Here is a 20,231-nt window from a genome sequence, read left to right as displayed (position 1 = left end):
CTACCCCGCCCGGTTGGGCTGGTAGCGGAACTTCAGGAACTTCTGGGCATGGCTCAGGATCTGGAAGGCGTCCTTCAGGTTGCGGCGCTCGAAGTCCGACAGGTGTTCCGGCTCAATGTTGTTGTCGGGCTCCCGCCCGGCCACCAGATCCAGGGCCTGGTGGCGGATGCGCACCATGGCGATGAACTCCATGGCATCCCGCAGATCCGGCCCCCGTCCCTTGGGCAGGATGCCGGCCTCGATCACGTCCTTCAGCCGTTCGAAGGAATTCTGGGCCCGGGAGCCCACCGCCAGGGCATGCACCCGGATCAGATCCGCCAGCGGCGCCGTGCCCCGCCGTTTGAGGTTGATGGAGTTGTTGTGCTTGCCGTCCTGCTCCATCACGAATTCCTTGAAGAAACCGAGCGGTGGGGTGCGGTTCAGGGCGTTGCGGGCCAGGCTGGCGAGGAAGCGGGGGTGCTGCCGGGCCCGGCGGGCGATCAGGGCGTTGAGCTGATCGGCCCACTCCGTCTTGCCGAAGACCCCGTCCAGATCGAAGAAGATAGAGCTGTCCAGCAGCGACTGGGGGCTGGGGTTGTCGATCCAGTCGGTGAAGCACTGCTCCCACTGCCGCCGGGTCAGCCGCCAGCGCGGATTGGTGGCCATGATGCCGCCCTTGCAATAGCTGTAGCCGCAGGCCGCCAGGCCATCGCACACCCGCTCGGCCAGGGCGGCGAAATAGTCGCCGTGCACCCCGGCATGGTAGCGGTTGTCGAGGATGAGGGCGTTGTCCTGATCGGTCACGATCAACTGCTCGTCCCGGGCCATGGAGCCCAGCGCCAGGAAGCAGTAGGGCACCGGCGGCGGCCCCAGCTCGGCCTCGGCCAGCTCCAGCAGGCGCTGCTTGAAGCTGCGGCCGATCACCGCCATAGCCGAACCGATCATCCGGGAGTTGGCGTCCTCGTTGACCATGCGCACGAAACAGGCCTTCACCTCCCCGGCGACCCCGATCAGCTCTTCGAGCGACTGGGCCCGGAAGATGTGGCGCACCACGAACAGGCTGTTGCGGGACTCGTGGCGCATCAGGTCGGACAGGGCGATCACCCCGATGGGCCGTCCCCGGTGCAGCACCGGCAGGTGGTGCAGGTTGTGGCGCAGCATGGCCAGCATGGCCTCGAACACGAACTGGCCGCTTTCCAGCGCCACCGGATCCGCAGACATCACCTGTGCCACCGGCGTCTGCAGCGCCAGCCCCGCCGCCAGCACCCGGGTACGCAGATCCCGGTCGGTGAGAATGCCGGCCACCAGGGCGCCGTCGTCCCGGGGGGCGGGATCCAGCACCAGGATGGAGGACACCCCTTCCTCGGTCATCCTCTGTGCCGCTTCCTGCACCGTGGCCGACAGGGAGATGGTCACCGGCTCCCGGGTGATAAGCTCCCGTACCGACGAGGTCATCAGTTCGTTGGCCCCCTCCTGGCGGGACACCGCCTGGCGCAGCCGGCTGCTGTCCACCTCGACAAAGTCGGCGAAGGACTCGAACTCGGCGCACAGCGTGTGGAACAGGGCCTCGGGCAGGCAGTACAGCAGGGTGTCCTCCAGTGCCCTGGCCGGCAGCCGCACCCTGTTGTTCATCAGCAGCCCCATCTGGCCGAACAGGCTGCCTTCGCTCAGGCGGTTGTAAAGCTCCCCGCTGCGCCGGTAGATCTCCACCGCGCCGCTGCGCACCAGGTAGAGATCGTGCACCTCATCGCCGTAGTTCAGGATCGGGCTGCCGGCCCGGTAATAGGCGATTTCCACCTGGCCGGCCACCCGCGCCAGCGTCTCCTCCGGCAAGCCTTCGAAGGGCGCGAAACGGCGGATGAACCCCAGTATTTCCAGTTGTTCGACTTCCATCTCTCGGCTCCTTCGCGCTGAAAAAACAAAGAGGCAGGCAGGTCACCCCGCCTGCCTCCCTGGGCCCGGCTCAGACCGCCTTGGGCTCCGATAGCAGCCCCTTGATCAGGGCCACACAGGAGATCAGCAGCACTATGGTAAAGGGAAAACCGGTGGACACCGCCATCGCCTGCAGGGCGATGAGGCCGCCCCCCAGGATCAGGGCGATCGCCACCAGTCCCTCGAAGGTGCACCAGAACACCTTCTGGGGCTTGGGCGAGTTGACCTTGCCGCCGGCGGAGATGGTGTCGATCACCAGGGAGCCGGAATCGGACGAAGTGATAAAGAACACCACCACCAGAATGATGCCGATAAAGGAGGTGATCGCGGACAGGGGCAAGGCATCCAGCATGATGAACAGCTGCAGCGGCAGGGCCGCCTCGGCCACCGTCTGGTAGCCGTCGTTGACCAGCTGGCTGATGGCGGTGCCGCCGAAGGCGGTCATCCACAGCACGCAGGCGGCGGAGGGCACCAGCAGCACCGAGATGATGAACTCCCGCACGGTGCGGCCCCGGGATACCCGGGCGATGAACATGCCGACGAAGGGCGACCAGGAAATCCACCAGGCCCAGTAGAAGGCGGTCCAGCCCTGGGAGAAGTTGGCGTCGTCCCGCCCGATGGGATTGGACAGCGCCGGCAGGTTCTCCAGATAGGCCGCCAGGTTGGCGAAGAAACCGGTGACGATGGCCAGGGTGGGACCGGCGACGATCACGAACAGCAGCAGCGCCGCCGCCAGCACCATGTTTATCTCGGACAGCCGCTTGACCCCGGCGTCCAGCCCGGCCAGCACCGAGAGGGTGGCGATGGCGGTGATCCCGAGCACCAGCACCACCTCGGTGGTGGTGCCGGTCGGCAGGCCGAACAGGTAGTTCAGGCCGGCACTGGCCTGGGAGGCCCCCAGCCCCAGGGAGGTGGCCAGGCCGAACAGGGTCGCCACCACCGCCAGGATGTCGATGACATGGCCGGGCCAACCCCAGACCCGCTCGCCCAGCAGCGGATAAAACACCGACCGTACCGTCAGCGGCAGCCCCTTGTTGAAGGAGAAGATGGCCAGCCCCAGCGCCAGCACCGCATAAATGGCCCAGGGATGCAGCGCCCAGTGGTAGATGGTGGCCGACATGCCGAGTCGCCTGGCGGCCTCCGCATCACCGGCGGCGGCCCCCAGCGGTGCCCAGTCTGTACGCACCCCGTTTTCGACGCTGACGCCACCCAGGGCGCTGCCGAAGTGGGACAGGGGCTCGGATACCCCGTAGAACATCAGCCCGATGCCCATGCCGGCGGCAAACAGCATGGAAAACCAGCCCAGGTAACTGAAGTCGGGCTTGGCCTCGGTGCCGCCGATGCGCACCCGCCCCAAGGGGGAGAAAATAAGAAACACGCACACCAGCACGAAGATATTGCCGGACGTCAGAAAGAACCAGTCCAGGTTCGATGTGAGCCAGCCGCGCAAATCCCCGAACAGGGGACCCACCTGGTTTTGAAACGCCAGCGTCAGAAACACGAAGGCCACAATCGCCAGGCCGGAGATCAGGAATACCCGGTTGTGGATGTCGAGGCCGAAGGGGCCTATCTTCAGTGCGATATTATCCTGCCCCACCTGGTAGTCGGTATCGATGGGATTGACCTTTCCCTCCGGGGCTATCACATCATTGTTCTCTTTATCGGTCATACTCAAGATCCTTGATGGTTAGGGCCGTAATCGATGATGGACGATTAACTATAGCACAAAAATGTAAGAAAATTACAGGCTTAGAGAGAAATTGGGAACCTCCGACTGGCGGCACCTTGTCTCATCGCACAGTCCCGAAGAGCATGGCGTCACGCCAGGGAGAAGGGAAAGCCACGGCCTTCAGTGCCAGGTTCGGCAGCAGCCAAGAGGAATGGGCACAGATAATCCTGTTGAGCGCGAAACATTTCCGCAGCCATCAGGCGGCGAAGGGAAGCTGAGTAAGGGAAGCGAAGGAATGCAGAAAAGCAAAAAGCCACCCTCAGGTGGCTTTTTGCTTTAATCTGGCGGAGCGGACGGGGCTCGAACCCGCGACCCCCGGCGTGACAGGCCGGTATTCTAACCAACTGAACTACCGCTCCGAGGCCTGATACTGCTGACTTCAGGCGGGACGAATCTTAGTGGGGGAGGCCGGCGAGATCAAGCATAAAGTGATGCTTTTATACTGTTAGAGCAATTTTTAGGCTATCACCTGCATTTTAGACATCATCGACCGGCATCCGCCTCAACCCGGCCGCTGTCCTGTCGCTCGCCTTCTTCTGCGCCATATCAGCCCTCCCACGCCGCTCAACAGCAGGAGCAGCCCGACACCACCGCCGACCAAATAGGGAAGAGTGAGCCAGAAGGGCGGTTCTTTCACCGGGCTGGCCGACGCGGCCACGACCGGGGGCAGCACCCGCACCACCTGCTCCATCAGGTTGAGCTGGATTTCCCGTCCGTCACGGGTGGTGGCGAAAGCCCGGCCTTGCCAGCGATAGTTGCCCGGCTGACGGGCATCGGGCAGCGTAATCACCCTCCCCTGTCCGGAAACGGGCAATGTTTGCCCCAGCGGATTGCTCAGTTCACCGGCCACCACCAGGCTGTCGGGCAACAGCTCGCCATCGGCATCGATGGTGAGCTGCCAGTTTCCCTCCGCCCCTGGAGTGGAAAAGCGCAGGCTGATCGGCATGGGGTAGACCAGCAGCTCCTGTTCATAGGTGCGTGCCAGCACTCTGTTGGTCGTTTGCGCCTGGAACAGGTAACGACCCGGCAGGGCGTCAACAATCACTTCGGCGGTCATCTTCCCGTCACCGGGATATTCATCCAGGTTCGTTCCATCATCGGCAAAAACACCGATCACCTGGGGAGCCTGGGTGAAAGCATCCTCGTCGGTACCACGTTGGCCGACCAACTGGGCGGTCAACGACAATCCGTCCAGATAATAGGCGGCATCCAGGCGGGTCTCGTCATACACGAGTTCCGCCCCGAGCTTGATAACCTCCTGCTGATAAACCCGCGGAGGCAAAGGCTCCAGCCGCAGGCTGAAGGCGCTGACCAGCGAGATCCCCCGCTGTTCGCTGATTTTCCCGGTCGCCTGCCAGGGGCCGGGTTCGGGCTGCCACAGGGTGATCACGTCCCGGCTGGCGGTGGAGGCCCAGTTGATGTTCGATGGATGCCGCTGGTAGTAATATTTGCTGCCATCCGGACGGATCAGCACCACGGAAGGGCTCCCCGCCTCTCTTTCGATAAATAACGTAACGGCCGAGATGGAAGGATCGATGCGAAAGGTGTTGCTGAGCCAGCGTGCGTCCTGTTCGTTGGCCAGGCCGCCGTTCACCCAGAGCAGCATGCCGACACACAACAGCCGGCCTATTCTCCACGCCACAGGCAGCCGCCTCCCTTCTTCATCACCAGATCCAGCCGGGCCTCGTGGGCCTGCAGCTCCAGCTCGCCGGCCCGGATCACCCGCAGCGCGGGCCGCTCGGCACCCAGGCGCCGTATCCCCTGGCGGCTGCTGTCTTCCTGCGTCCCGGTGTCGGTCTGCAGGTTCAGCTTGGTCTGGCCACCGGTCATCAACAGATAGACATCGGCCAGGATCTCGGCATCGAGCAAGGCCCCGTGCAGGGAACGATGGCTGTTGTCTATGCCGTAGCGGTCGCAGAGCACATCCAGGTTGTTGCGTTTGCCGGGAAACAGCTGCCGGGCCAGGGCCAGGGTATCGGTGACCTTGCACAACTGGGCCATCCGCTCCGGCCGCCCCATCAGCTCCATTTCGTAGTCGAGAAAGCCGACGTCGAAGGGCGCGTTGTGGGCCACCAGCTCGGCCCCGGCGATAAACTCGAGGAAGGCGTCCACCTCGGCGGTAAAGGGCGGCTTGTCCGCCAGGAACTCGTCGGTGATGCCATGTACCTGGATGGCTTCCTCGTCCACCTTGCGATCCGGCTTGAGGTAGACATGAAAATGTCGCCCGGTCAGACGCCGGTTGACCACCTCCACCCCGCCGATCTCGATCACCCTGTGTCCGAGATAGTGGGGCCCGGCGCCCATATTCATACCGGTGGTTTCCGTATCCAGGACAATTTGCCGGTGGTGGCCTTGCTGGGTCATCGCTGTTTCCTCCGCACAATACGGGCGCCAGTATAAATAACCGGACCCGATAGCGCTACCGAGGCGACCCGGTTGCACTGGCCCGGCCTCGATCCCTGTGGCAGACTTCGCCCTTATTTTCACAAGGTGGACACGCATGAAACAGATCCAGCTGTATACCGATGGCTCCTGCCTCGGCAATCCGGGCCCCGGGGGCTATGCCGCCGTGCTGCTCTACAAGCAGCATCGCAAGGAGCTGAGCCGGGGTTATCGTCTGACCACCAACAACCGCATGGAGCTGATGGCGGCTATCGCCGGCCTCGCCGCCCTCAGCCATGACTGCGAAGTCGAGCTGACCACCGACAGCCAGTACGTACGCCAGGGCATCACCCAGTGGATCAACGGCTGGAAACGCAACAACTGGAAGACCGCCGCCAAGACGCCGGTAAAAAACGCGGATTTGTGGCAGCAGCTCGATACCCTGTGCCAGCGGCATCGGGTGCACTGGCACTGGGTCAAGGGACATTCCGGCCATCCGGAAAACGAACGCTGCGACGAACTGGCCCGGGAGGCCGCCTTGCATGAGGCCGTCAATGAAGACACCGGCTATTCGCGCTGACGGGCCATACCCGGCTGGGTCAGGGCATTGCGCACCGGCTTGAGCTCCCGCACCGGCGTCAACGGAAAGCGTCGCTTGCGCGCCAGTATGATATAGACCGCCGCCAGCGATGGACAAAACCGCGGACAGAGCCGGCCGCGCCACTGGCCGGGTAGCGCAAACCGCATGACGCGGGTGAAGCCCAGGTAATCCCGCTCGATCACTTCGAATCCCAGCAGTTTGAGCCAGTCTTCCAGCCGTCCTGGCGCCAGCATCCGCTGCCAGGAGGGCAGGCGGTGGCGCAGTGCCGGCAGGGCACAGGCCAGGCCGGCACTGCTGTAGGGGTTGAATCCGGTCACGATCAGCCAGCCGTCATCCCGCAGGGCGATTTCGGTTTCACGCAAGATGGCATGGGGGTGTGCGCTGTAATCGAGCACATGGGCCAGCAGACAGGCGTCCAGGCTGCCGGGGGCGAAGGGCATGGCGGCGGCGTCCGCCAGCAGATCCATGCCCTCGAAAGGCTGCTGCCCCATGACCACCGACTGCCGGATACGGCTCTTGTCCAGAGACAGGGCGGCCCCCAGCGCGTCGATCTTGAGCAAGTTGAAACCGAACAGGCTCGGCGCCCATTCATCCAGACGCTGCTGCAATTGCTCGGCAAGCTGGCTGCCACATGGCAATCGCTGCCAGTTTTTCGGCGCCGACGGTGTACTGGCTGCTTTCATGGCCCCTCTGATAAGCTAGGCGTAACACGCTCATAAGGACAGCATCATGCCTAACATTAGTCCCATTCCCGCCTTTAACGATAACTACATCTGGCTGATAAGCAACGGCGATCGTGCGGCCGTAGTGGATCCGGGCGACGCCGCCCCGGTCGGACGGGTGCTGGCGGAGCGCGGCCTGACCCTGGACGCCATCCTGATCACCCATCATCACCGGGATCATACCGGTGGCGTTCAGGCCCTGCTCGCCCAATGGCCCGAAGCGCGCCTCTACGCTCCCGCCGCCGAGCCGATGCCGGCACCGGGGGGCATCGGCCTGAAGGAAGGCGACAGGGTCAAGCTGAGCAGCCTGGGGCTCGAGCTCGCGGTAATGGCCGTGCCCGGCCATACCCTGGGCCATATCGCCTATCATGGCCAAGGGCTGCTGTTTTGCGGTGATACCCTGTTCTCAGGGGGCTGTGGTCGTTTGTTCGAGGGCACCCCGCAGCAAATGCATCAGTCCCTCTCCCGTCTGGCCACCCTGCCCGACGAGACCCGAGTTTACTGTACCCATGAATACACCCAGGCCAACCTGGCTTTTTGCCACACTGTGGAGCCAAACAACCCCGAATTAAAAAAATACCTGCAAAAAGTGGCCAAACTACGCCAGCAGGGTATCCCTACCCTGCCCAGTTCCATCGCGCTGGAAAAAGCCGTCAATGTCTTCCTCCGCCCCCATGTGGCGGGAGTTCGGGCCGCGGCCCAGCACCATGCCATGGCGGCGTTAAATGAAGACGTCGAGGTGTTCGCCGCACTTCGTCACTGGAAGGACGATTTTTAACGAACTTGATTAAACTGCTCACAAAGCATACACTGGCCGCCGTTTTTGTGAGACGCAGACACCATGAGAAGACTCTGTATTTTATCCAGTGCCTTGCTCCTGGCGGGCTGCCAGGCGATGCCGGCCGATTCGGCCCGGTATCCCTATGGCCATCAGGAAACAGGTGGAGGGCAAGCGGCGCACAGCCAGCTTTACCCGAAATCGGCGGCGTATTCGTCGCTCAGGGTGCAAAGTAAAGCATCCGCCGACGACGGCACTTACCGCACCGTCGCCCACTCATCGAGCAACCGGCAGTTCCACCAGCAGGCGGAGCCCCAACAGCAGAACCTGTGGCTTGAGTTGGCCGAAGGGATGCAACTCCAGGTGCCGTTGGATCACCCCAGGGTGGTCGCCCAGCGCAACTGGTACCTGAAACACCCGGCATACATGCGTTCCGTATCCGAACGCGCCAGACCTTTTCTCTATCTCATCAAGGAAGAGATAGAGAAACGGAACATGCCGATGGAACTGGTACTGTTGCCGGTAGTGGAAAGCACCTTCGATCCCAAGGCCTATTCCCGCGGGCACGCGGCCGGCCTGTGGCAGATGCTGCAGGGCACCGGCAAGAACTTCGGCCTGCATTACGACAGCTGGTATGACGGCCGCTACGACGTCATGGCCTCGACCCGGGCGGCGCTCGACTATCTGGAATACCTGCATGATTTCTTCGACGGCGACTGGCTACACGCCCTGGCGGCCTACAACTCCGGCGAGGGCCGGGTGCAGCGGGCGATCAAGGCCAACCGCCGGCAGGGCAAGCCGACCGACTACTGGTCTCTGTCCCTGCCCAAGGAGACCCAGAATTATGTGCCCAAGCTGCTGGCCCTGGCCGACATCCTGAAGCACGACAGCCACTACGGCATGGAAGTACCGGCAGTCCCCAATCGTCCCCAGCTGGCGGTGGTGGAAGTGGAAGGCCAGGTGGATCTGAACATGGCCGCCGATCTGGCCGGGATGAACCGCAATCAGCTCAAGCAGCTGAACCCCGGCTTCAAGAAGGCCGCCACCTCGCCCGCCCGCAACGCGGAAATTCTGGTGCCGGTGAACCATGCCCAGGGCTTCGAGCTGGCCATGGCCGATCTGCCCCAGCAGGAGCGCCGGGAGTTCCAGCGCTACCGGGTCAGGGGGGGCGACAGCCTGGGCGTCATCGCCCGCCGCCACGGCACCAGTATCGAGGCCATCCGCCAGGCCAACAACCTGAGCGGCAACACCATCAGGGTGGGCCAGACCCTGATGCTGCCTTCCGCCGCCCGGGCCGCTCAACCGGCGCCTTCCGACGGGGTCTACCTGGTCCAGGCCGGCGACTCGCTGTCGGCCATCGCCAGCCGCTTCAGCGTGAGCATTACCGACCTGCTGCGCTGGAACCGCCTGAGCGACAGGCACAACCTGCGCGCCGGCCAAACCCTGATCGTCTCGGTCAATTCAGGCTGAGGCGTTAGGCGCAGGATCACCATAAGGGAGCCTTAAGGCTCCCTTTTTAATGTTCTTCTCCCGGCCGGAGCGCCGCCAGGGAGCCTGGTCGGAAGCCGCCCGGTCATGCTCCTCCAGGGACACTGCCGGCAGCCGTTTCCGTTCCGCCCAGAGCCCCCTTATGCCGGCTGCGGCACGGTACGGGGACGTCCATGCTCGTCGATGGCCACATACACGAACTGGGCCCCGGCCACCCGGTAGCGGGGACCGCTCTCCGGCACCAGTACCGGCTTGACCCAGATTTCCACCTCTATGGTCATGGAGCTGCGGCCCTGCTTCAGCAGTTTGCCGTAGCAGCAGACCACGTCCCCCACCTGCACCGGGCGTGAAAAAACCAATTCATTCACCGCCACGGTACATACCCGTCCCAACGCGATTTCATTGGCCAGCAGGCTGCCACCCAGATCCATCTGGGACATGATCCAGCCGCCAAAAATATCGCCGTTGGCATTGGTGTCCGCCGGCATGGCCATGGTGCGCAGCAGCAGCTCCCCGCCGGGACTCTGTTCTTCGGTCATCTGTGCAAAGATCTCCAACCAGACAAGTAAAGTGGCATAATAATCAGCCTAACCTGTACCCGCAATTGTCCACAACCAAGGTGATTCATGAAGGTCATAGTCGCATCCCTCAATCCGGCCAAGATAGCGGCCGCCCGCCAGGCGCTCGGCCTGCTGTTTCCCGAGCGGGTCATCGACCTCAGCGGCCTGGCCGTGCCCTCCGGCGTGGCCGCCCAGCCGATGAGCGACGAGGAAACCCTGCGGGGCGCCCGCAACCGGGCGCTGGCGGCGCGGGAATGCCGCCCCGAGGCGGATCTGTGGATAGGGATGGAAGGCGGCGTGGCTCAATTACTGGGGCAAACCCTCACCTTCGCCTGGCTGCAGGTGCTGGGACCCGGGCTCGACAACGCCGCCCGCAGCGCCAGCCTGACCCTGCCGCCATTCGTGGCCAGCGCCGTGTCTCAGGGGGAGGAGCTGGGGCAGGCCATGGACCGCCTGTTCAATTTAACCAACTGCAAACAGCAGGGCGGCGCCATCGGCGTGCTGACCCGCAACCTGCTGGACAGGCGCAGCGTCTACCGGGACACCCTGATCCTGGCCCTGGCGCCCCTGATCAGCCCCGCGCCTTACGCGCAGCCAGCCAGCTGAACCAGTCCGTCACTTCGTAGTCCACACCCAGCCAGCGGCAGAGGGCGCCGCCGTCTATGCTCTTGCCTTCGCCGCCGCCCTCGAAGGTCGGCGGCGGCAGTCCCCGCAGTTCGGCCGCCTGGCGGTAGAAAGCCTGCCGGCTGGGATGATGGGGGGCGCTGACGTTCAGGGTTTCCGGCCAGTCTTCCCGCGCCAGTATGGCGGGAATGAAGCGCAGCAGATCTTCCAGTGCCACCAGGTTGACCGGCTCCTCGCCGCCCTCGAAGCGGCGGCCGGCGAGGAAGCGTCCCGGCTCGCGGCTGCCCCCCACCAGGCCCGACAGCCGCAGGCAGAGCACCCGGGGGATGCCACTGCCACGCACCCTTCGTTCCGCCGCCAGCATGCGTTCACCGCGCTCGGAATCCGGCCCGGTGTCGGCTTCCGTCTTGACGCCGGTGCCGCCATAGACCGAGGTGGCACTGGTAAAGAGCAGGCGGCGCACCCCGGCCGCAGCCGCCAACGCCGCTACCCGGCCGAGGGTGGCGGCATAGTCGGGCACCTTGCCCGGCGGCACGCACAGCACCAGGGTATCGGCGGCCAGCCGCTCCGGCCAGGCCGGCGGCAAGGGGTCCTTGATATTCCACAGTTCGACGTCGATGCCGGTTTGCCGCAGCCGTGCAGCCTTGGTGGCATCGGTGGTGCTGCCGGCCACCCGATAACCCAGGCCGGCCAGGGTGGCTGCCAGCGGCTCGCCCAGCCAGCCCAGTCCGAGGATGGCTACCCTTCGTTCAGTAGACATAGGCGAGCTCCGCCGGTTTCAGGAAGGTCTTGGGTTGACCGAGCATTTCCTGATAGATCACCGAGAAAGCCAGCACGTTCTGCACATATCCCCGGGTCTCCCGGTAGGGAATGTTCTCCACCCAGACATCCAGCGGCCGGCTGCCGCTCTCGCTCAGCCAGCGGTTGATCCGGCCGGGGCCGGCATTGTAGGCGGCGATGGCCGGGATCCGGTTATGGTTGTAGCGCTCCAGCAGTTCCTTGAAGTAGCTGGAGCCGAGCTGTACGTTCACCTCGGGCCGGTAGACGTCGGCGGGATGGCGGAACTGGGTGATGCCGTGCTTGCGGGCGGTCTCCCTGGCGGTGGCGGGCATCAGCTGCATCAGGCCGCCGGCCCCCACCGGAGAGCGGGCCAGTTCATAAAAGGCGCTTTCCTGGCGGGCGATGGCGAACAGGGTCGCCTCGTCCACGCCCAGGCGCCGGGCCTGGCGTTGAAAGATGTCCCGGTACACCACCGGGAAGCGCAGCTCCAGGTGATCCCAGGCCTGCACCCGGATACTGGCCAAGATGGACTTGTCGTACCAGCCCCGGCTCAAGGCCAGGCTGCCCAGGGCGACCCCGGCCTGCTCGTCGACCTTGCCCAGCAGATGGTGCCATTCGCTGCGGGCGGCGGTTCGGTCTCCCAGGGCCAGCCACTCCGCCACCCGCAGCAGGGCCGGCCATTGCCGGCTGGCCTGGCTCCAGGATGGGGCCGGCACCAATGGCTGCTTCTGCAGGGTAAAGTCCCGCCGGCTCTGCTGGGCCGCCAGAAAGCCGTAATAATCCCGGGCCTGAGCAGCCTTGTGCCAGGCCTTATCGGCCTCGGCGGTCTTGTTCTGGGCCGCCAGGGCGCGCCCGCGCCAGTACAGCCAGCGGCTGTCCTGCTGGGCTTCGGCCGGAAGCCGGTCGATCCAGCCGTCAAGCGGCCGCCAATCCTGCTCCCAGATGGCCAGGCGGGCCCGCAGCTCGAACAGCTCGGCATCCCCCACTTCCGGCAGCCGGCTGTCGAGCCAGCTGCGGTAATCCCGGGTGCGGTTGAACATCAGCCGGCGGGCCAGGCTGCGCTCCACCACCGCCATCTGGACCCCGTCGATGCCATGAAGGCGCTGATATTTGGGATAGAGGCTCATCACCAGTTCGGGTTCGCTGTCCGCCAGCCGGGCCAGGGCCCTGGCCACGGCGGTCTGGTGGCGCCGGCTCGGTACCCGGACGGCTTCGGGTCGTTCCAGTTGTCGAGGATCCTTGTACAACGCCTGTAGCAGCTCGCCGGCGGGGCGGACCGAGGGACTCAACAACCGGCCCAGAAAGGTGATCAATCCTTCCTGACCGTTCTCGTAGGCCAGCAGCATGCGCTGCCAGATATGCTCGTCGTTGCGTCCGCCTGCACGGTACCAGGTCTCGAACAGGGGATCGCAGATACCGGGCCGGGAGTGGCCATGCAGCCACAGCCGCTCGGCCCCGGCGAGGGCGGTGACCCTGTCGCCGGCCGCCCACTTGGCCTGATAGTGGGCACATTGCAGCTCTATGCTGTTGGGCAGCTGGGGATACAGGGCCAGAAACTCCTGCCAGCGCTGCTCACGGGCCAGGCGGAACAGGTACTGCCGCTCGAGCCGGTCCGCCTGCAGGGAATCGGGATAACGGGCCATGAAGTTCCTGACCTGGGCCGTGGTGAGCTGGTTGAGCCGGTCGGCGAGGTAGCGGTAGTCCAGATTAACGGTCAGCGGGTAGGCGTCCAGTCCCTGGCGCAACTGCTGGTAACGGGATAATTCGTTCTTTTTCAACGCCTGCTCGGCCTGCTGATAACGTTCACGCAACGGCGACGCCTCGGCCAGGCTCCCCAGGCTCAACAGCAGCAATCCGACTCCAAACCAGCTTTTCACGGCTCCACCCCTTTCGAGAAAATATAGGGCTATCCTAAGGAATACGGGGTGGGCTGCCAATGGGGCGCGACAAATTCTCCCCGATCCTGGGGCAGCGGCGGAACCTCGTCAGCGGGCACTCAGAGCGGCAGGGCCCAAGAGCTTATCCGTTCGAGTCTGTCTCTTGTCGCCTTATGCTGGCAAGGCTTTTTTCACCGTAGCGGCGGCTGGCTCACAAATATTGCCAAGGCGCGATGTGGGGCGGAAAAAAGTTGATTTCAATCACAAAATTAATTCCCCGCCGGGGTAACCTGAAGCTGAACACAAACGAAGAAACAGCAAGGGGGTCCCTATGTCTATTGCGATTACCAGCCATGTCGTCGACATTTCTCCCGCCATTCGTGAACGGATCGAAAGTCGTTTCGATAAACTCAACCGGCGCCAAATCGTGCTTATCAACCCCCATGTGGTGATTCAGAAGGAAGGCCTGAATTACCTGGTGGAAGCCAAGGCAGGTGTGCCCAACGACACCCTTTTTGCCCAGGCAGAACACGAAGATCTCTATGCGGCCATCAACGAACTGGGGCAGAAGCTGGAACGCCAGCTCGGTCGCTATGCGGAAAAACCCCTGGCCCAGAGGGCCAATGCCATTCAGCCGGTCAGTGAAGAGGGCGAATAATACCTCCCCGACTGCTCCTGCACCCTACTGCACTGATAGCAGCAAGAAAACGGCCGAAGGGCCGTTTTCTTGCTTTCCATGGCCAATACACCAAAAAATCCGGCAAAAGGCTTGCCAGCGCCGGCGCTTTTCAGTATTCCTATGGGAGTTGTTCCTAGCCGTGATGACCCGAAGATGTCCGTATCCCCGTTTTTCTTTCGCTTCTTTTTTGCATCCTGACACGGGAGGCCGGGGCGCAAGCAAGAGATAAGCGAAAGACGAACCGCCAAGCCTCCCACCGGGAGGCTTTTTTATTCAGCCGGACTGGCGACGAAGGAAGCCCTATTCATGAATCTGGACGAGATCAGAACCCACATCACCCGCCTGGACAGCGAGCTGCTGACCCTGCTGGCCAGGCGCAAGGCCCTGAGCCTGGAGGTGGCCCGCGCCAAGCTGGAAAACCCCAGGCCGATACGGGATCAGGAGCGGGAGCAGGCGCTGCTGGTGGAGCTTGTCAACCAGGGCCGGCAGCTCGGCCTGGACGCCCACTACGTCACCCGCCTCTATCACACCATCATCGAAGACTCGGTGCTGTCCCAACAGGCACTGCTGCAGGACCTGCTCAACCCCCGGGATCAGGTGCCCTCCATCAGCGTCGCCTTCCTCGGCCTGCGCGGCTCCTACTCCAACCTCGCGGCCCGCAAGTACCTGTCCCGCTTCCAGGCCGGCATCATCGAGCACAGCTGCGAGACCTTCCAGCAGATCCTCGACACCGTGGAGTCGGGCCAGGCCCAGTACGGCATCCTGCCCATCGAGAACACCAGCTCCGGCTCCATCAACGACGTCTTCGATCTGATGCAGCACACCAGCCTGTCCATCGTCGGCGAGCTGACCCAGCCCATAGAGCACTGCCTGCTGGTGGCGGTGGACACCGACGTCGGCCAGTTGAAAACCCTCTACACCCACCCCCAGGTGTACCAGCAGTGCTCCCAGTACCTGAAGACGCTGCCCGGGGTCAAGGTGGAGTTCTGCGCCGCCTCCTCCAACGCCATGGAGCTGGTGGCCGGCCTCAAGCGCCCGGACGTGGGCGCCATGGGCAGCGCCGACGGCGGCGAGCTGCACGGCCTCAAGCCGCTGGTGCGCGGCCTGGCCAACCAGAAGCAGAACATGACCCGCTTTATCGTGGTGGCGCGCAAACCCATCGACGTGGCCGAACAGATCCCGGCCAAGACCAGCTTCATCATGTCCACCGGCCAGCAGAGCGGCGCCCTGGTGGAGGCCCTGCTGGTACTGCGCAACCACGACATCACCATGACCAAGCTGGAATCCCGCCCCATCATCGGCAATCCCTGGGAGGAGATGTTCTATGTGGACGTGGCCGCCAACGTCAACAGCCCCGAGATGCAGTCGGCGCTGAAGGAGCTGGGTCGCATCACCCGCTTTATCAAGGTGCTGGGCTGCTATCCCAGCGCCGAAGTGGCGCCGACCCGGATCCCCTCCGGCGCCCTCAGCCGGGGCGGGGTCGCGGCGCCGGCCGAGGACGAGCAGCCCCGCCACAGCCGTGCCTACAAGCAGGATGACACCCGTCTGCAGGTGGGCCGCTTCTACCTGGGCGCCGGCGAGCCCCTGTTGATCGCCATGCTGTCCGCCTGGCCCGGAGAGCAGCAACTGCAGGAAGCCGCCCGCAAGCTGAAGGAAAGCGGCGGCCAGGTGTTGGCCGTGCCCTGCTTCGACAACGGCGATATCCAGCAGGGGCTGCAGCACCTGCAGCGGTTGCGCGAGGTGGCGGCCCGCTTCGATCTGGCGGCCATGACCAGGGTCAGCAAGGTCGAAGAGCTCAACCGGGCGGCGGAATACCTCGATCTGCTGCTGCTGCAGCCGGAGCAGGCCCTGCGGAGTGAACTGCTGATCGCCGCCGGCCGCTGTACCCGCCCCCTGCTGCTGCCCCTGCAACAGGACGCCGCCGCCTCGCTGGCGGACGCCGAACTCATCCTGGCGGAAGGCAACCAGCAACTGGCCCTGCTCGACGAGCGGGGGTTGCCCCTGGCCGAGCTGCTGGCCCTGCAGCAGCAGACCCATCTGCCCCTGCTCGGCCGGCTCGACGGCGAGGAATCCGTCTTGCCCGAACTCGCCCATGCCCTGAAGGAAGCCGGCCTGCAGGGCTTCTGCATCGAACTGGCCGAAGGCCGGCAGGCCGACGCCCTGGCGCCCCTCGCCCGTCGGCTGTACCAGGGATAACGCGGACAGTAAAAAGGCCCGGGAGACCGGGCCTTTTCGAGGTTGATGACAAAGGCGTTGTAATGGCCGAATAAGTCGGCCAAAGACCAACTCCGTCGACAGGCCACGAAAGATGACACTCACCGTTTCAGCCTGCTGCGAACATTCACTGGATGTTCGGTCAGGCTGCAACGACTCGTCACGGCGAGACAAGCTCGCCCCATGTAGGCTCGCACATGCTATCCATGGCATGTGACGGTCGGCGGAGCGTTCCCTTTGTCCGCCTTGGCATAAGCGTTGCCTGTCCAGGTAAGTCTGCAGTCTGAAAAGGCCCGGGAGCCCGGGCCTTGTTGGTCGCGTCAGTCCTGGTGGTGGCGGCTGTCGTTGGCCTGGGCCAGCAGCAGCCGGCTTTCCTTGAGGAAGATATCGGCATAGTCGCCGAAGAAGGCGCTGACGGTGGCAAAGTGCTCGATAAAAGCCTCCCGACCACCGTTTTCCAGCTGCGCCAGCAGCTCGCCGAAGCGGCGGTGGTAGCGCCTTATCATCTCCAGGTTGCGGGGCGAGGACAGTATGATGTCCGCGTACAGCGCCGGATCCTGGGCGAACAACCGGCCCACCATGGCCAGCTCCAGCCGGTAGATGGGCGAGCTCAGGCGCAACAGCTGGGCCAGATCCGCCCGTTCGGCACAGAGGTGGGCGCCGTAGGCGAAGCTGGTGAAGTGGCGCAGGGCCTGCACCAGGCTCATGGCCTGGTCGTGCTCTTGCGCCGACACCGCCTGCAGCCGGGCGCCCCAGATCCGCATCTGGGCCAGCAGCCACTCGTACTGCTCGGCGCCGCGACCGTCGCTGTAGATGATCACCTGCTTGGCCAGGCTGGACACATCGGGCCCGAACATGGGGTGCAGCCCCAGCACGGGGCCGGCGTGGGCCTTGAGCATGGCCGCCAGCGGCTCGCTCTTGATGCTGGTCAGGTCCACCAGCAGGCAATCGGCGGACAGCGTCGGCAGACGCTCGATCACCGCCACCGTCTGATCGATGGGCACGGCGATCACCACCAGGCCCGCATCGCCCAGCAGGGTGTCGGCCCCGTCCCAGTCTTCCTTTTCCAGGATCTCGACCGGGTAGCCGGACAGGCGCAGCAGGTGCGCGAACAGACCGCCGAGCTGGCCGGCGCCGCCGATCACCACCGCCTTGGACAACTCCGGTTTGATGCACTTGAAGCCGGTATCTTTTTCACTGGCGTAGGACTCGCGCATGGCGCGGCGCAGGACATCCTCAATCAGGTCCGGCGGCACGCCCCTGGCCTCGGCCTCGGCCCGCCGCCGGGCCAGCATGGCGGCCTCCCGATCGGGTGCATAGATGGGCACGCCCTGGCGGCTTTTCACTTCTCCCACGCCCGCCACCAGTTTCAACCGGCGGGCAAACAGCTCGACCAGTTGCTGGTCGACCTCATCAATCTGATCCCGCAGGACCTGCAATTCATCTACCATTGGCTTCATCCCAATTACAAAAGCACCGGCCCTTCCCGGGCACGGTGCTCTATTATGCCCGCTATTGGCCGCCGGCGACAGTCATCCGCCGGCACGGGCTCAGGTTCGAGGAGGTGATCCGGCGGCTCAGCCGAGGCGGGCCTTGAGTGGCGCGGCCAGTTGCTCGTGGCACTGGGCCAGCAGCTCGGCGGTGGTGTCCCAGCCGATGCAGGCGTCGGTGATGGACACCCCGTAGCGCATATCGCATTTGGGCTGCTCGCTCGACTGGTTGCCCTCGGCAAGGTGCGATTCCAGCATGATGCCGATGATGGACTGGTTGCCTTCCTGGATCTGGTGCACCACGTTCTCCGCCACCAGCGGCTGCAGGCTGTAATCCTTGTTGGAGTTGCCGTGGCTGCAGTCCACCACCAGTTTAGGGGTCAGGCCCGCCGCCGTCATCGCCTTTTCCGCCAGGGCGATATTGACCGAGTCGTAGTTGGGCTGCTTGCCGCCGCGCAGTATCACATGGCCGTCCGGGTTGCCCTGGGTCACCAGCAGGGCCACCTGTCCTTCCTGGTTGATGCCCATGAAGGCATGGGGCTCGGCCGCAGCCTTCATGGCATTGATGGCGGTGCCCAGGTTACCGTCGGTGCCGTTCTTGAAACCGACCGGCATGGACAGGCCGGAGGCCATCTCCCGATGAGTCTGGGACTCGGTGGTCCGGGCGCCGATGGCGGACCAGGAGAACAGCTCCGCCAGGTACTGGGGACTGATGGGATCCAGTGCTTCGGTGGCCAGGGGCAGCTCCAGCTCGGCCAGCCAGCACAACAGTTCACGCGCCTTGTGCAGGCCCAGTTCGATGTCGAAGCTGCCGTCCAGGTGAGGATCGTTGATAAAGCCTTTCCAACCGACGGTGGTACGCGGCTTCTCGAAATAGACGCGCATCACGATATAAAGGCTATCACGGTAGTCATCATGCAGTTTTTTGAGGCGGGTTGCGTACTCTTTGGCTGCGTCGATATCGTGGATGGAGCAGGGGCCGCAGATCACCAGCAGGCGGTGATCCTTACGATGAATAATATCGGAGATGGTCTGCCGGGCCTGGCCGATAAAGGCCAGCGCCTGGTCGGAGATGGGCAGCTTGGCCTTCAGTTCCGCCGGGGTGATCATCACCTGTTCGGATTGGATATGGATATTATTCAGTGTGTCTTTCTGCATGATGACATCCTCACATGTAAACATTTCTTTACAACCAAACTTAAAGAAAAATCACTCACCATTTGACATACGGTGATTTCTCTTTTACGCAACCGCCCCCACCATACCAAGGCCGGGCGGCCTTGCAAAGCCTGATGTCGGTGAAAAACCGGTTATTTTACCCTGAAGGATGCGAATGGGCAGAAAAGAGCCAAAACGGCACGGCTGGCGGCGTATACTTGAGGCAAGAGAGGAGCGCGCATGGACCAACACGAATACCGGCAACTGGTGGCCAGCTTCCGCCGGATCCTGGATCACTACGGGGTGGATTACCGCCGGAGTCCGCCGTCCTACAACAACGACACCCTCTACGATCACCAGTGCCGGCTGATCCTGGATGAAGTCGCCCGCTGTTGGCTCGCCCACTATGGCCACAGGCCCAGCCCCCAGCTGCTGCAGAAGGCCCTGTTCGCCGCCGAGCAGAGCCGGCGGTTCAGCCCGCCCTGGTACGCCCGCTGGCTGAATTACGTGCGCGCCCTAGCGGCGGGCCGGCACTAGCGAGCGCACGACTCGCCCTGACACGGTTCCCGCCGTTCGGACTGGTATTCGGGCGGAGTTCTGCCATCATTCCCTTCTCTTTTCAAGGAACCCGGACATGCAACGACTCATCCGCTTTTTCTTCCAGGGCCTGCTGATCCTGCTGCCCTTCGTGCTGACCGTCTACCTGGTGTACCTGATCTTCAACATGCTCAACGAAACCCTGTTTTCAGCCCTGGGCTCGCTGCTGCAACTGGTGTTTCCGGCGCTGGAGGCGGGCTGGGTATCGGATCTGGCCGGCGGCCTGGTGACCCTGGCGCTGATCATCCTCACCGGCATGTTCGCCTCCTTCTACCTGGGCCGCTTTTTCCTCAACCTGTTCGACGCCGTCCTCACCCGCATTCCCCTGGTGAAGATGCTCTACAATTCCCTGCGGGACCTGTTCAACGCCCTGCTCGGCGACAACAAGCGCTTCGACAAGCCGGTGGCGGTCAGCCTGATGGACGGAGAAGTGATGGTGCTGGGCTTTATCACCCGGGAGCAGATGGAAGAGTTCGGGTTTCAGGACAAGGTCGCCGTCTACCTGCCCCAGTCCTACAACTTTGCCGGCAATGTGCTGATCGTCGACAAGGACAAGGTGCGGCCGCTGGACATCCCCGCCGGCACCGTCACCACCTTTATCGTCAGCGGCGGAGTGACGGGAAAACCCTGAAAGCTGGAAG

17 protein-coding genes, 1 tRNA gene, 1 pseudogene and 1 other annotated feature are annotated in these 20,231 nt (G+C 63.7%); of the genes and pseudogenes, 8 read left to right on the top strand and 11 right to left on the bottom strand.

From position 1 onward, the window contains the following. The 5 genes from ACT7DK_RS05770 to dnaQ all read right to left on the bottom strand — a co-directional run bounded on the left by ACT7DK_RS05770 (nt 1) and on the right by dnaQ (nt 6,004). Entirely contained in the window at nt 1–1,872 is a 1,872-nt protein-coding gene (locus tag ACT7DK_RS05770) for a DUF294 nucleotidyltransferase-like domain-containing protein (protein ID WP_445397215.1), read from the bottom strand. Between the two features lie 70 nt (nt 1,873–1,942). Next, nucleotides 1,943–3,580, bottom strand: coding sequence for a BCCT family transporter (locus tag ACT7DK_RS05765; protein ID WP_445397213.1), 1,638 nt, complete (start codon nt 3,578–3,580; stop codon nt 1,943–1,945). A 342-nt stretch (nt 3,581–3,922) separates the two neighbouring features. After that, nucleotides 3,923–3,999: transfer RNA gene (locus ACT7DK_RS05760), tRNA-Asp, on the bottom strand. A gap of 143 nt (nt 4,000–4,142) precedes the next feature. Further along, nucleotides 4,143–5,246, bottom strand: a complete 1,104-nt coding sequence (locus ACT7DK_RS05755; RefSeq protein ID WP_445397211.1) for a hypothetical protein — start codon at nt 5,244–5,246, stop codon at nt 4,143–4,145. A 20-nt stretch (nt 5,247–5,266) separates the two neighbouring features. Next, nucleotides 5,267–6,004 carry a DNA polymerase III subunit epsilon gene (gene dnaQ, locus ACT7DK_RS05750; protein WP_445397209.1) on the bottom strand — a complete coding sequence of 246 codons (738 nt, stop codon included), beginning with the start codon at nt 6,002–6,004 and terminating at the stop codon, nt 5,267–5,269. A gap of 136 nt (nt 6,005–6,140) precedes the next feature. On the opposite strand from dnaQ, the gene rnhA reads away from it, so the two are divergent. Continuing rightward, complete coding sequence (rnhA, locus tag ACT7DK_RS05745; protein ID WP_445397207.1) at nt 6,141–6,602, top strand: ribonuclease HI; 462 nt, start codon at nt 6,141–6,143, stop codon at nt 6,600–6,602. Here rnhA and ACT7DK_RS05740 read toward each other — a convergent pair. Next, nucleotides 6,590–7,306, bottom strand: a complete 717-nt coding sequence (locus ACT7DK_RS05740; RefSeq protein ID WP_445397205.1) for a class I SAM-dependent methyltransferase — start codon at nt 7,304–7,306, stop codon at nt 6,590–6,592. The genes rnhA and ACT7DK_RS05740 overlap by 13 nt on opposite strands. 46 nt (nt 7,307–7,352) lie before the next feature. On the opposite strand from ACT7DK_RS05740, the gene gloB reads away from it, so the two are divergent. Both gloB and ACT7DK_RS05730 read left to right on the top strand, forming a co-directional pair. Then, nucleotides 7,353–8,123, top strand: coding sequence for a hydroxyacylglutathione hydrolase (gene gloB / locus ACT7DK_RS05735; RefSeq protein WP_445397203.1), 771 nt, complete (start codon nt 7,353–7,355; stop codon nt 8,121–8,123). A 63-nt stretch (nt 8,124–8,186) separates the two neighbouring features. Next, nucleotides 8,187–9,593 carry a LysM peptidoglycan-binding domain-containing protein gene (locus ACT7DK_RS05730; protein ID WP_445397201.1) on the top strand — a complete coding sequence of 469 codons (1,407 nt, stop codon included), beginning with the start codon at nt 8,187–8,189 and terminating at the stop codon, nt 9,591–9,593. 158 nt (nt 9,594–9,751) lie between these two features. On the opposite strand, the gene yciA is transcribed toward ACT7DK_RS05730, so the two are convergent. Further along, entirely contained in the window at nt 9,752–10,150 is a 399-nt protein-coding gene (yciA, locus tag ACT7DK_RS05725) for an acyl-CoA thioester hydrolase YciA (protein WP_445397199.1), read from the bottom strand. Nucleotides 10,151–10,237: 87 nt separating this feature from the next. Here yciA and yjjX point away from each other — a divergent pair, with 87 nt between their 5' ends. Next, nucleotides 10,238–10,777, top strand: coding sequence for an inosine/xanthosine triphosphatase (gene yjjX, locus ACT7DK_RS05720; protein ID WP_445397197.1), 540 nt, complete (start codon nt 10,238–10,240; stop codon nt 10,775–10,777). Here the strand turns inward: yjjX and ACT7DK_RS05715 are convergent. Then, nucleotides 10,743–11,555, bottom strand: coding sequence for an NAD-dependent dehydratase (locus ACT7DK_RS05715; protein WP_445397195.1), 813 nt, complete (start codon nt 11,553–11,555; stop codon nt 10,743–10,745). The genes yjjX and ACT7DK_RS05715 overlap by 35 nt on opposite strands. Then, on the bottom strand, nt 11,545–13,452 hold the full coding sequence (locus ACT7DK_RS05710) for a transglycosylase SLT domain-containing protein (protein WP_445397193.1): 1,908 nt from the start codon (nt 13,450–13,452) through the stop codon (nt 11,545–11,547). Before ACT7DK_RS05710 ends, ACT7DK_RS05715 begins: the two co-directional genes overlap by 11 nt. Nucleotides 13,453–13,783: 331 nt before the next feature. Between ACT7DK_RS05710 and hpf the strand changes: the two genes are divergently transcribed. Continuing rightward, nucleotides 13,784–14,110 (top strand): ribosome hibernation-promoting factor, HPF/YfiA family, encoded by a 327-nt coding sequence (gene hpf / locus ACT7DK_RS05705; protein ID WP_445397191.1) that lies wholly within the window; start codon nt 13,784–13,786, stop codon nt 14,108–14,110. Nucleotides 14,111–14,283: 173 nt separating this feature from the next. Beyond that, nucleotides 14,284–14,405 (top strand) — a sequence feature (Phe leader region). Between the two features lie 32 nt (nt 14,406–14,437). Next, nucleotides 14,438–15,586, top strand: a pseudogene (locus tag ACT7DK_RS05700) (chorismate mutase); the annotation flags it as partial. Nucleotides 15,587–16,665: 1,079 nt separating this feature from the next. Here the strand turns inward: ACT7DK_RS05700 and tyrA are convergent. Together tyrA and ACT7DK_RS05690 are read right to left on the bottom strand one after the other, a co-directional pair. Next, nucleotides 16,666–17,796 carry a bifunctional chorismate mutase/prephenate dehydrogenase gene (tyrA, locus tag ACT7DK_RS05695; RefSeq protein ID WP_445397189.1) on the bottom strand — a complete coding sequence of 377 codons (1,131 nt, stop codon included), beginning with the start codon at nt 17,794–17,796 and terminating at the stop codon, nt 16,666–16,668. 126 nt (nt 17,797–17,922) lie between these two features. Beyond that, complete coding sequence (locus tag ACT7DK_RS05690; protein WP_445397187.1) at nt 17,923–18,993, bottom strand: 3-deoxy-7-phosphoheptulonate synthase; 1,071 nt, start codon at nt 18,991–18,993, stop codon at nt 17,923–17,925. 240 nt (nt 18,994–19,233) lie between these two features. Here ACT7DK_RS05690 and ACT7DK_RS05685 point away from each other — a divergent pair, with 240 nt between their 5' ends. Both ACT7DK_RS05685 and ACT7DK_RS05680 read left to right on the top strand, forming a co-directional pair. Next, nucleotides 19,234–19,530 carry a hypothetical protein gene (locus ACT7DK_RS05685; RefSeq protein WP_445397185.1) on the top strand — a complete coding sequence of 99 codons (297 nt, stop codon included), beginning with the start codon at nt 19,234–19,236 and terminating at the stop codon, nt 19,528–19,530. 97 nt (nt 19,531–19,627) lie between these two features. After that, nucleotides 19,628–20,221 (top strand): DUF502 domain-containing protein, encoded by a 594-nt coding sequence (locus ACT7DK_RS05680; protein WP_445397183.1) that lies wholly within the window; start codon nt 19,628–19,630, stop codon nt 20,219–20,221. Nucleotides 20,222–20,231: the final 10 nt, after the last annotated feature.

The organism is Zobellella sp. An-6 (assembly GCF_052487945.1).
The sequence above is the reverse complement of the archived record's forward strand: the minus strand, read 5'-3'. Positions and strand labels throughout refer to the sequence as shown.

Bases quoted from the DNA above. Each gene is read 5' to 3' on its own strand.
- ACT7DK_RS05770 (WP_445397215.1), bottom strand. From the start codon at position 1,872: ATGGAAGTCGAACAACTGGAAATACTGGGGTTCATCCGCCGTTTCGCG.
- ACT7DK_RS05765 (WP_445397213.1), bottom strand. From the start codon at position 3,580: ATGACCGATAAAGAGAACAATGATGTGATAGCCCCGGAGGGAAAGGTC.
- ACT7DK_RS05755 (WP_445397211.1), bottom strand. From the start codon at position 5,246: ATGCTGCTCTGGGTGAACGGCGGCCTGGCCAACGAACAGGACGCACGC.
- gloB (WP_445397203.1), top strand. From the start codon at position 7,353: ATGCCTAACATTAGTCCCATTCCCGCCTTTAACGATAACTACATCTGG.
- ACT7DK_RS05730 (WP_445397201.1), top strand. From the start codon at position 8,187: ATGAGAAGACTCTGTATTTTATCCAGTGCCTTGCTCCTGGCGGGCTGC.
- dnaQ (WP_445397209.1), bottom strand. From the start codon at position 6,004: ATGACCCAGCAAGGCCACCACCGGCAAATTGTCCTGGATACGGAAACC.
- rnhA (WP_445397207.1), top strand. From the start codon at position 6,141: ATGAAACAGATCCAGCTGTATACCGATGGCTCCTGCCTCGGCAATCCG.
- tyrA (WP_445397189.1), bottom strand. From the start codon at position 17,796: ATGGTAGATGAATTGCAGGTCCTGCGGGATCAGATTGATGAGGTCGAC.
- hpf (WP_445397191.1), top strand. From the start codon at position 13,784: ATGTCTATTGCGATTACCAGCCATGTCGTCGACATTTCTCCCGCCATT.
- ACT7DK_RS05740 (WP_445397205.1), bottom strand. From the start codon at position 7,306: ATGAAAGCAGCCAGTACACCGTCGGCGCCGAAAAACTGGCAGCGATTG.
- yjjX (WP_445397197.1), top strand. From the start codon at position 10,238: ATGAAGGTCATAGTCGCATCCCTCAATCCGGCCAAGATAGCGGCCGCC.
- ACT7DK_RS05680 (WP_445397183.1), top strand. From the start codon at position 19,628: ATGCAACGACTCATCCGCTTTTTCTTCCAGGGCCTGCTGATCCTGCTG.
- ACT7DK_RS05685 (WP_445397185.1), top strand. From the start codon at position 19,234: ATGGACCAACACGAATACCGGCAACTGGTGGCCAGCTTCCGCCGGATC.
- ACT7DK_RS05715 (WP_445397195.1), bottom strand. From the start codon at position 11,555: ATGTCTACTGAACGAAGGGTAGCCATCCTCGGACTGGGCTGGCTGGGC.
- ACT7DK_RS05690 (WP_445397187.1), bottom strand. From the start codon at position 18,993: ATGCAGAAAGACACACTGAATAATATCCATATCCAATCCGAACAGGTG.
- yciA (WP_445397199.1), bottom strand. From the start codon at position 10,150: ATGACCGAAGAACAGAGTCCCGGCGGGGAGCTGCTGCTGCGCACCATG.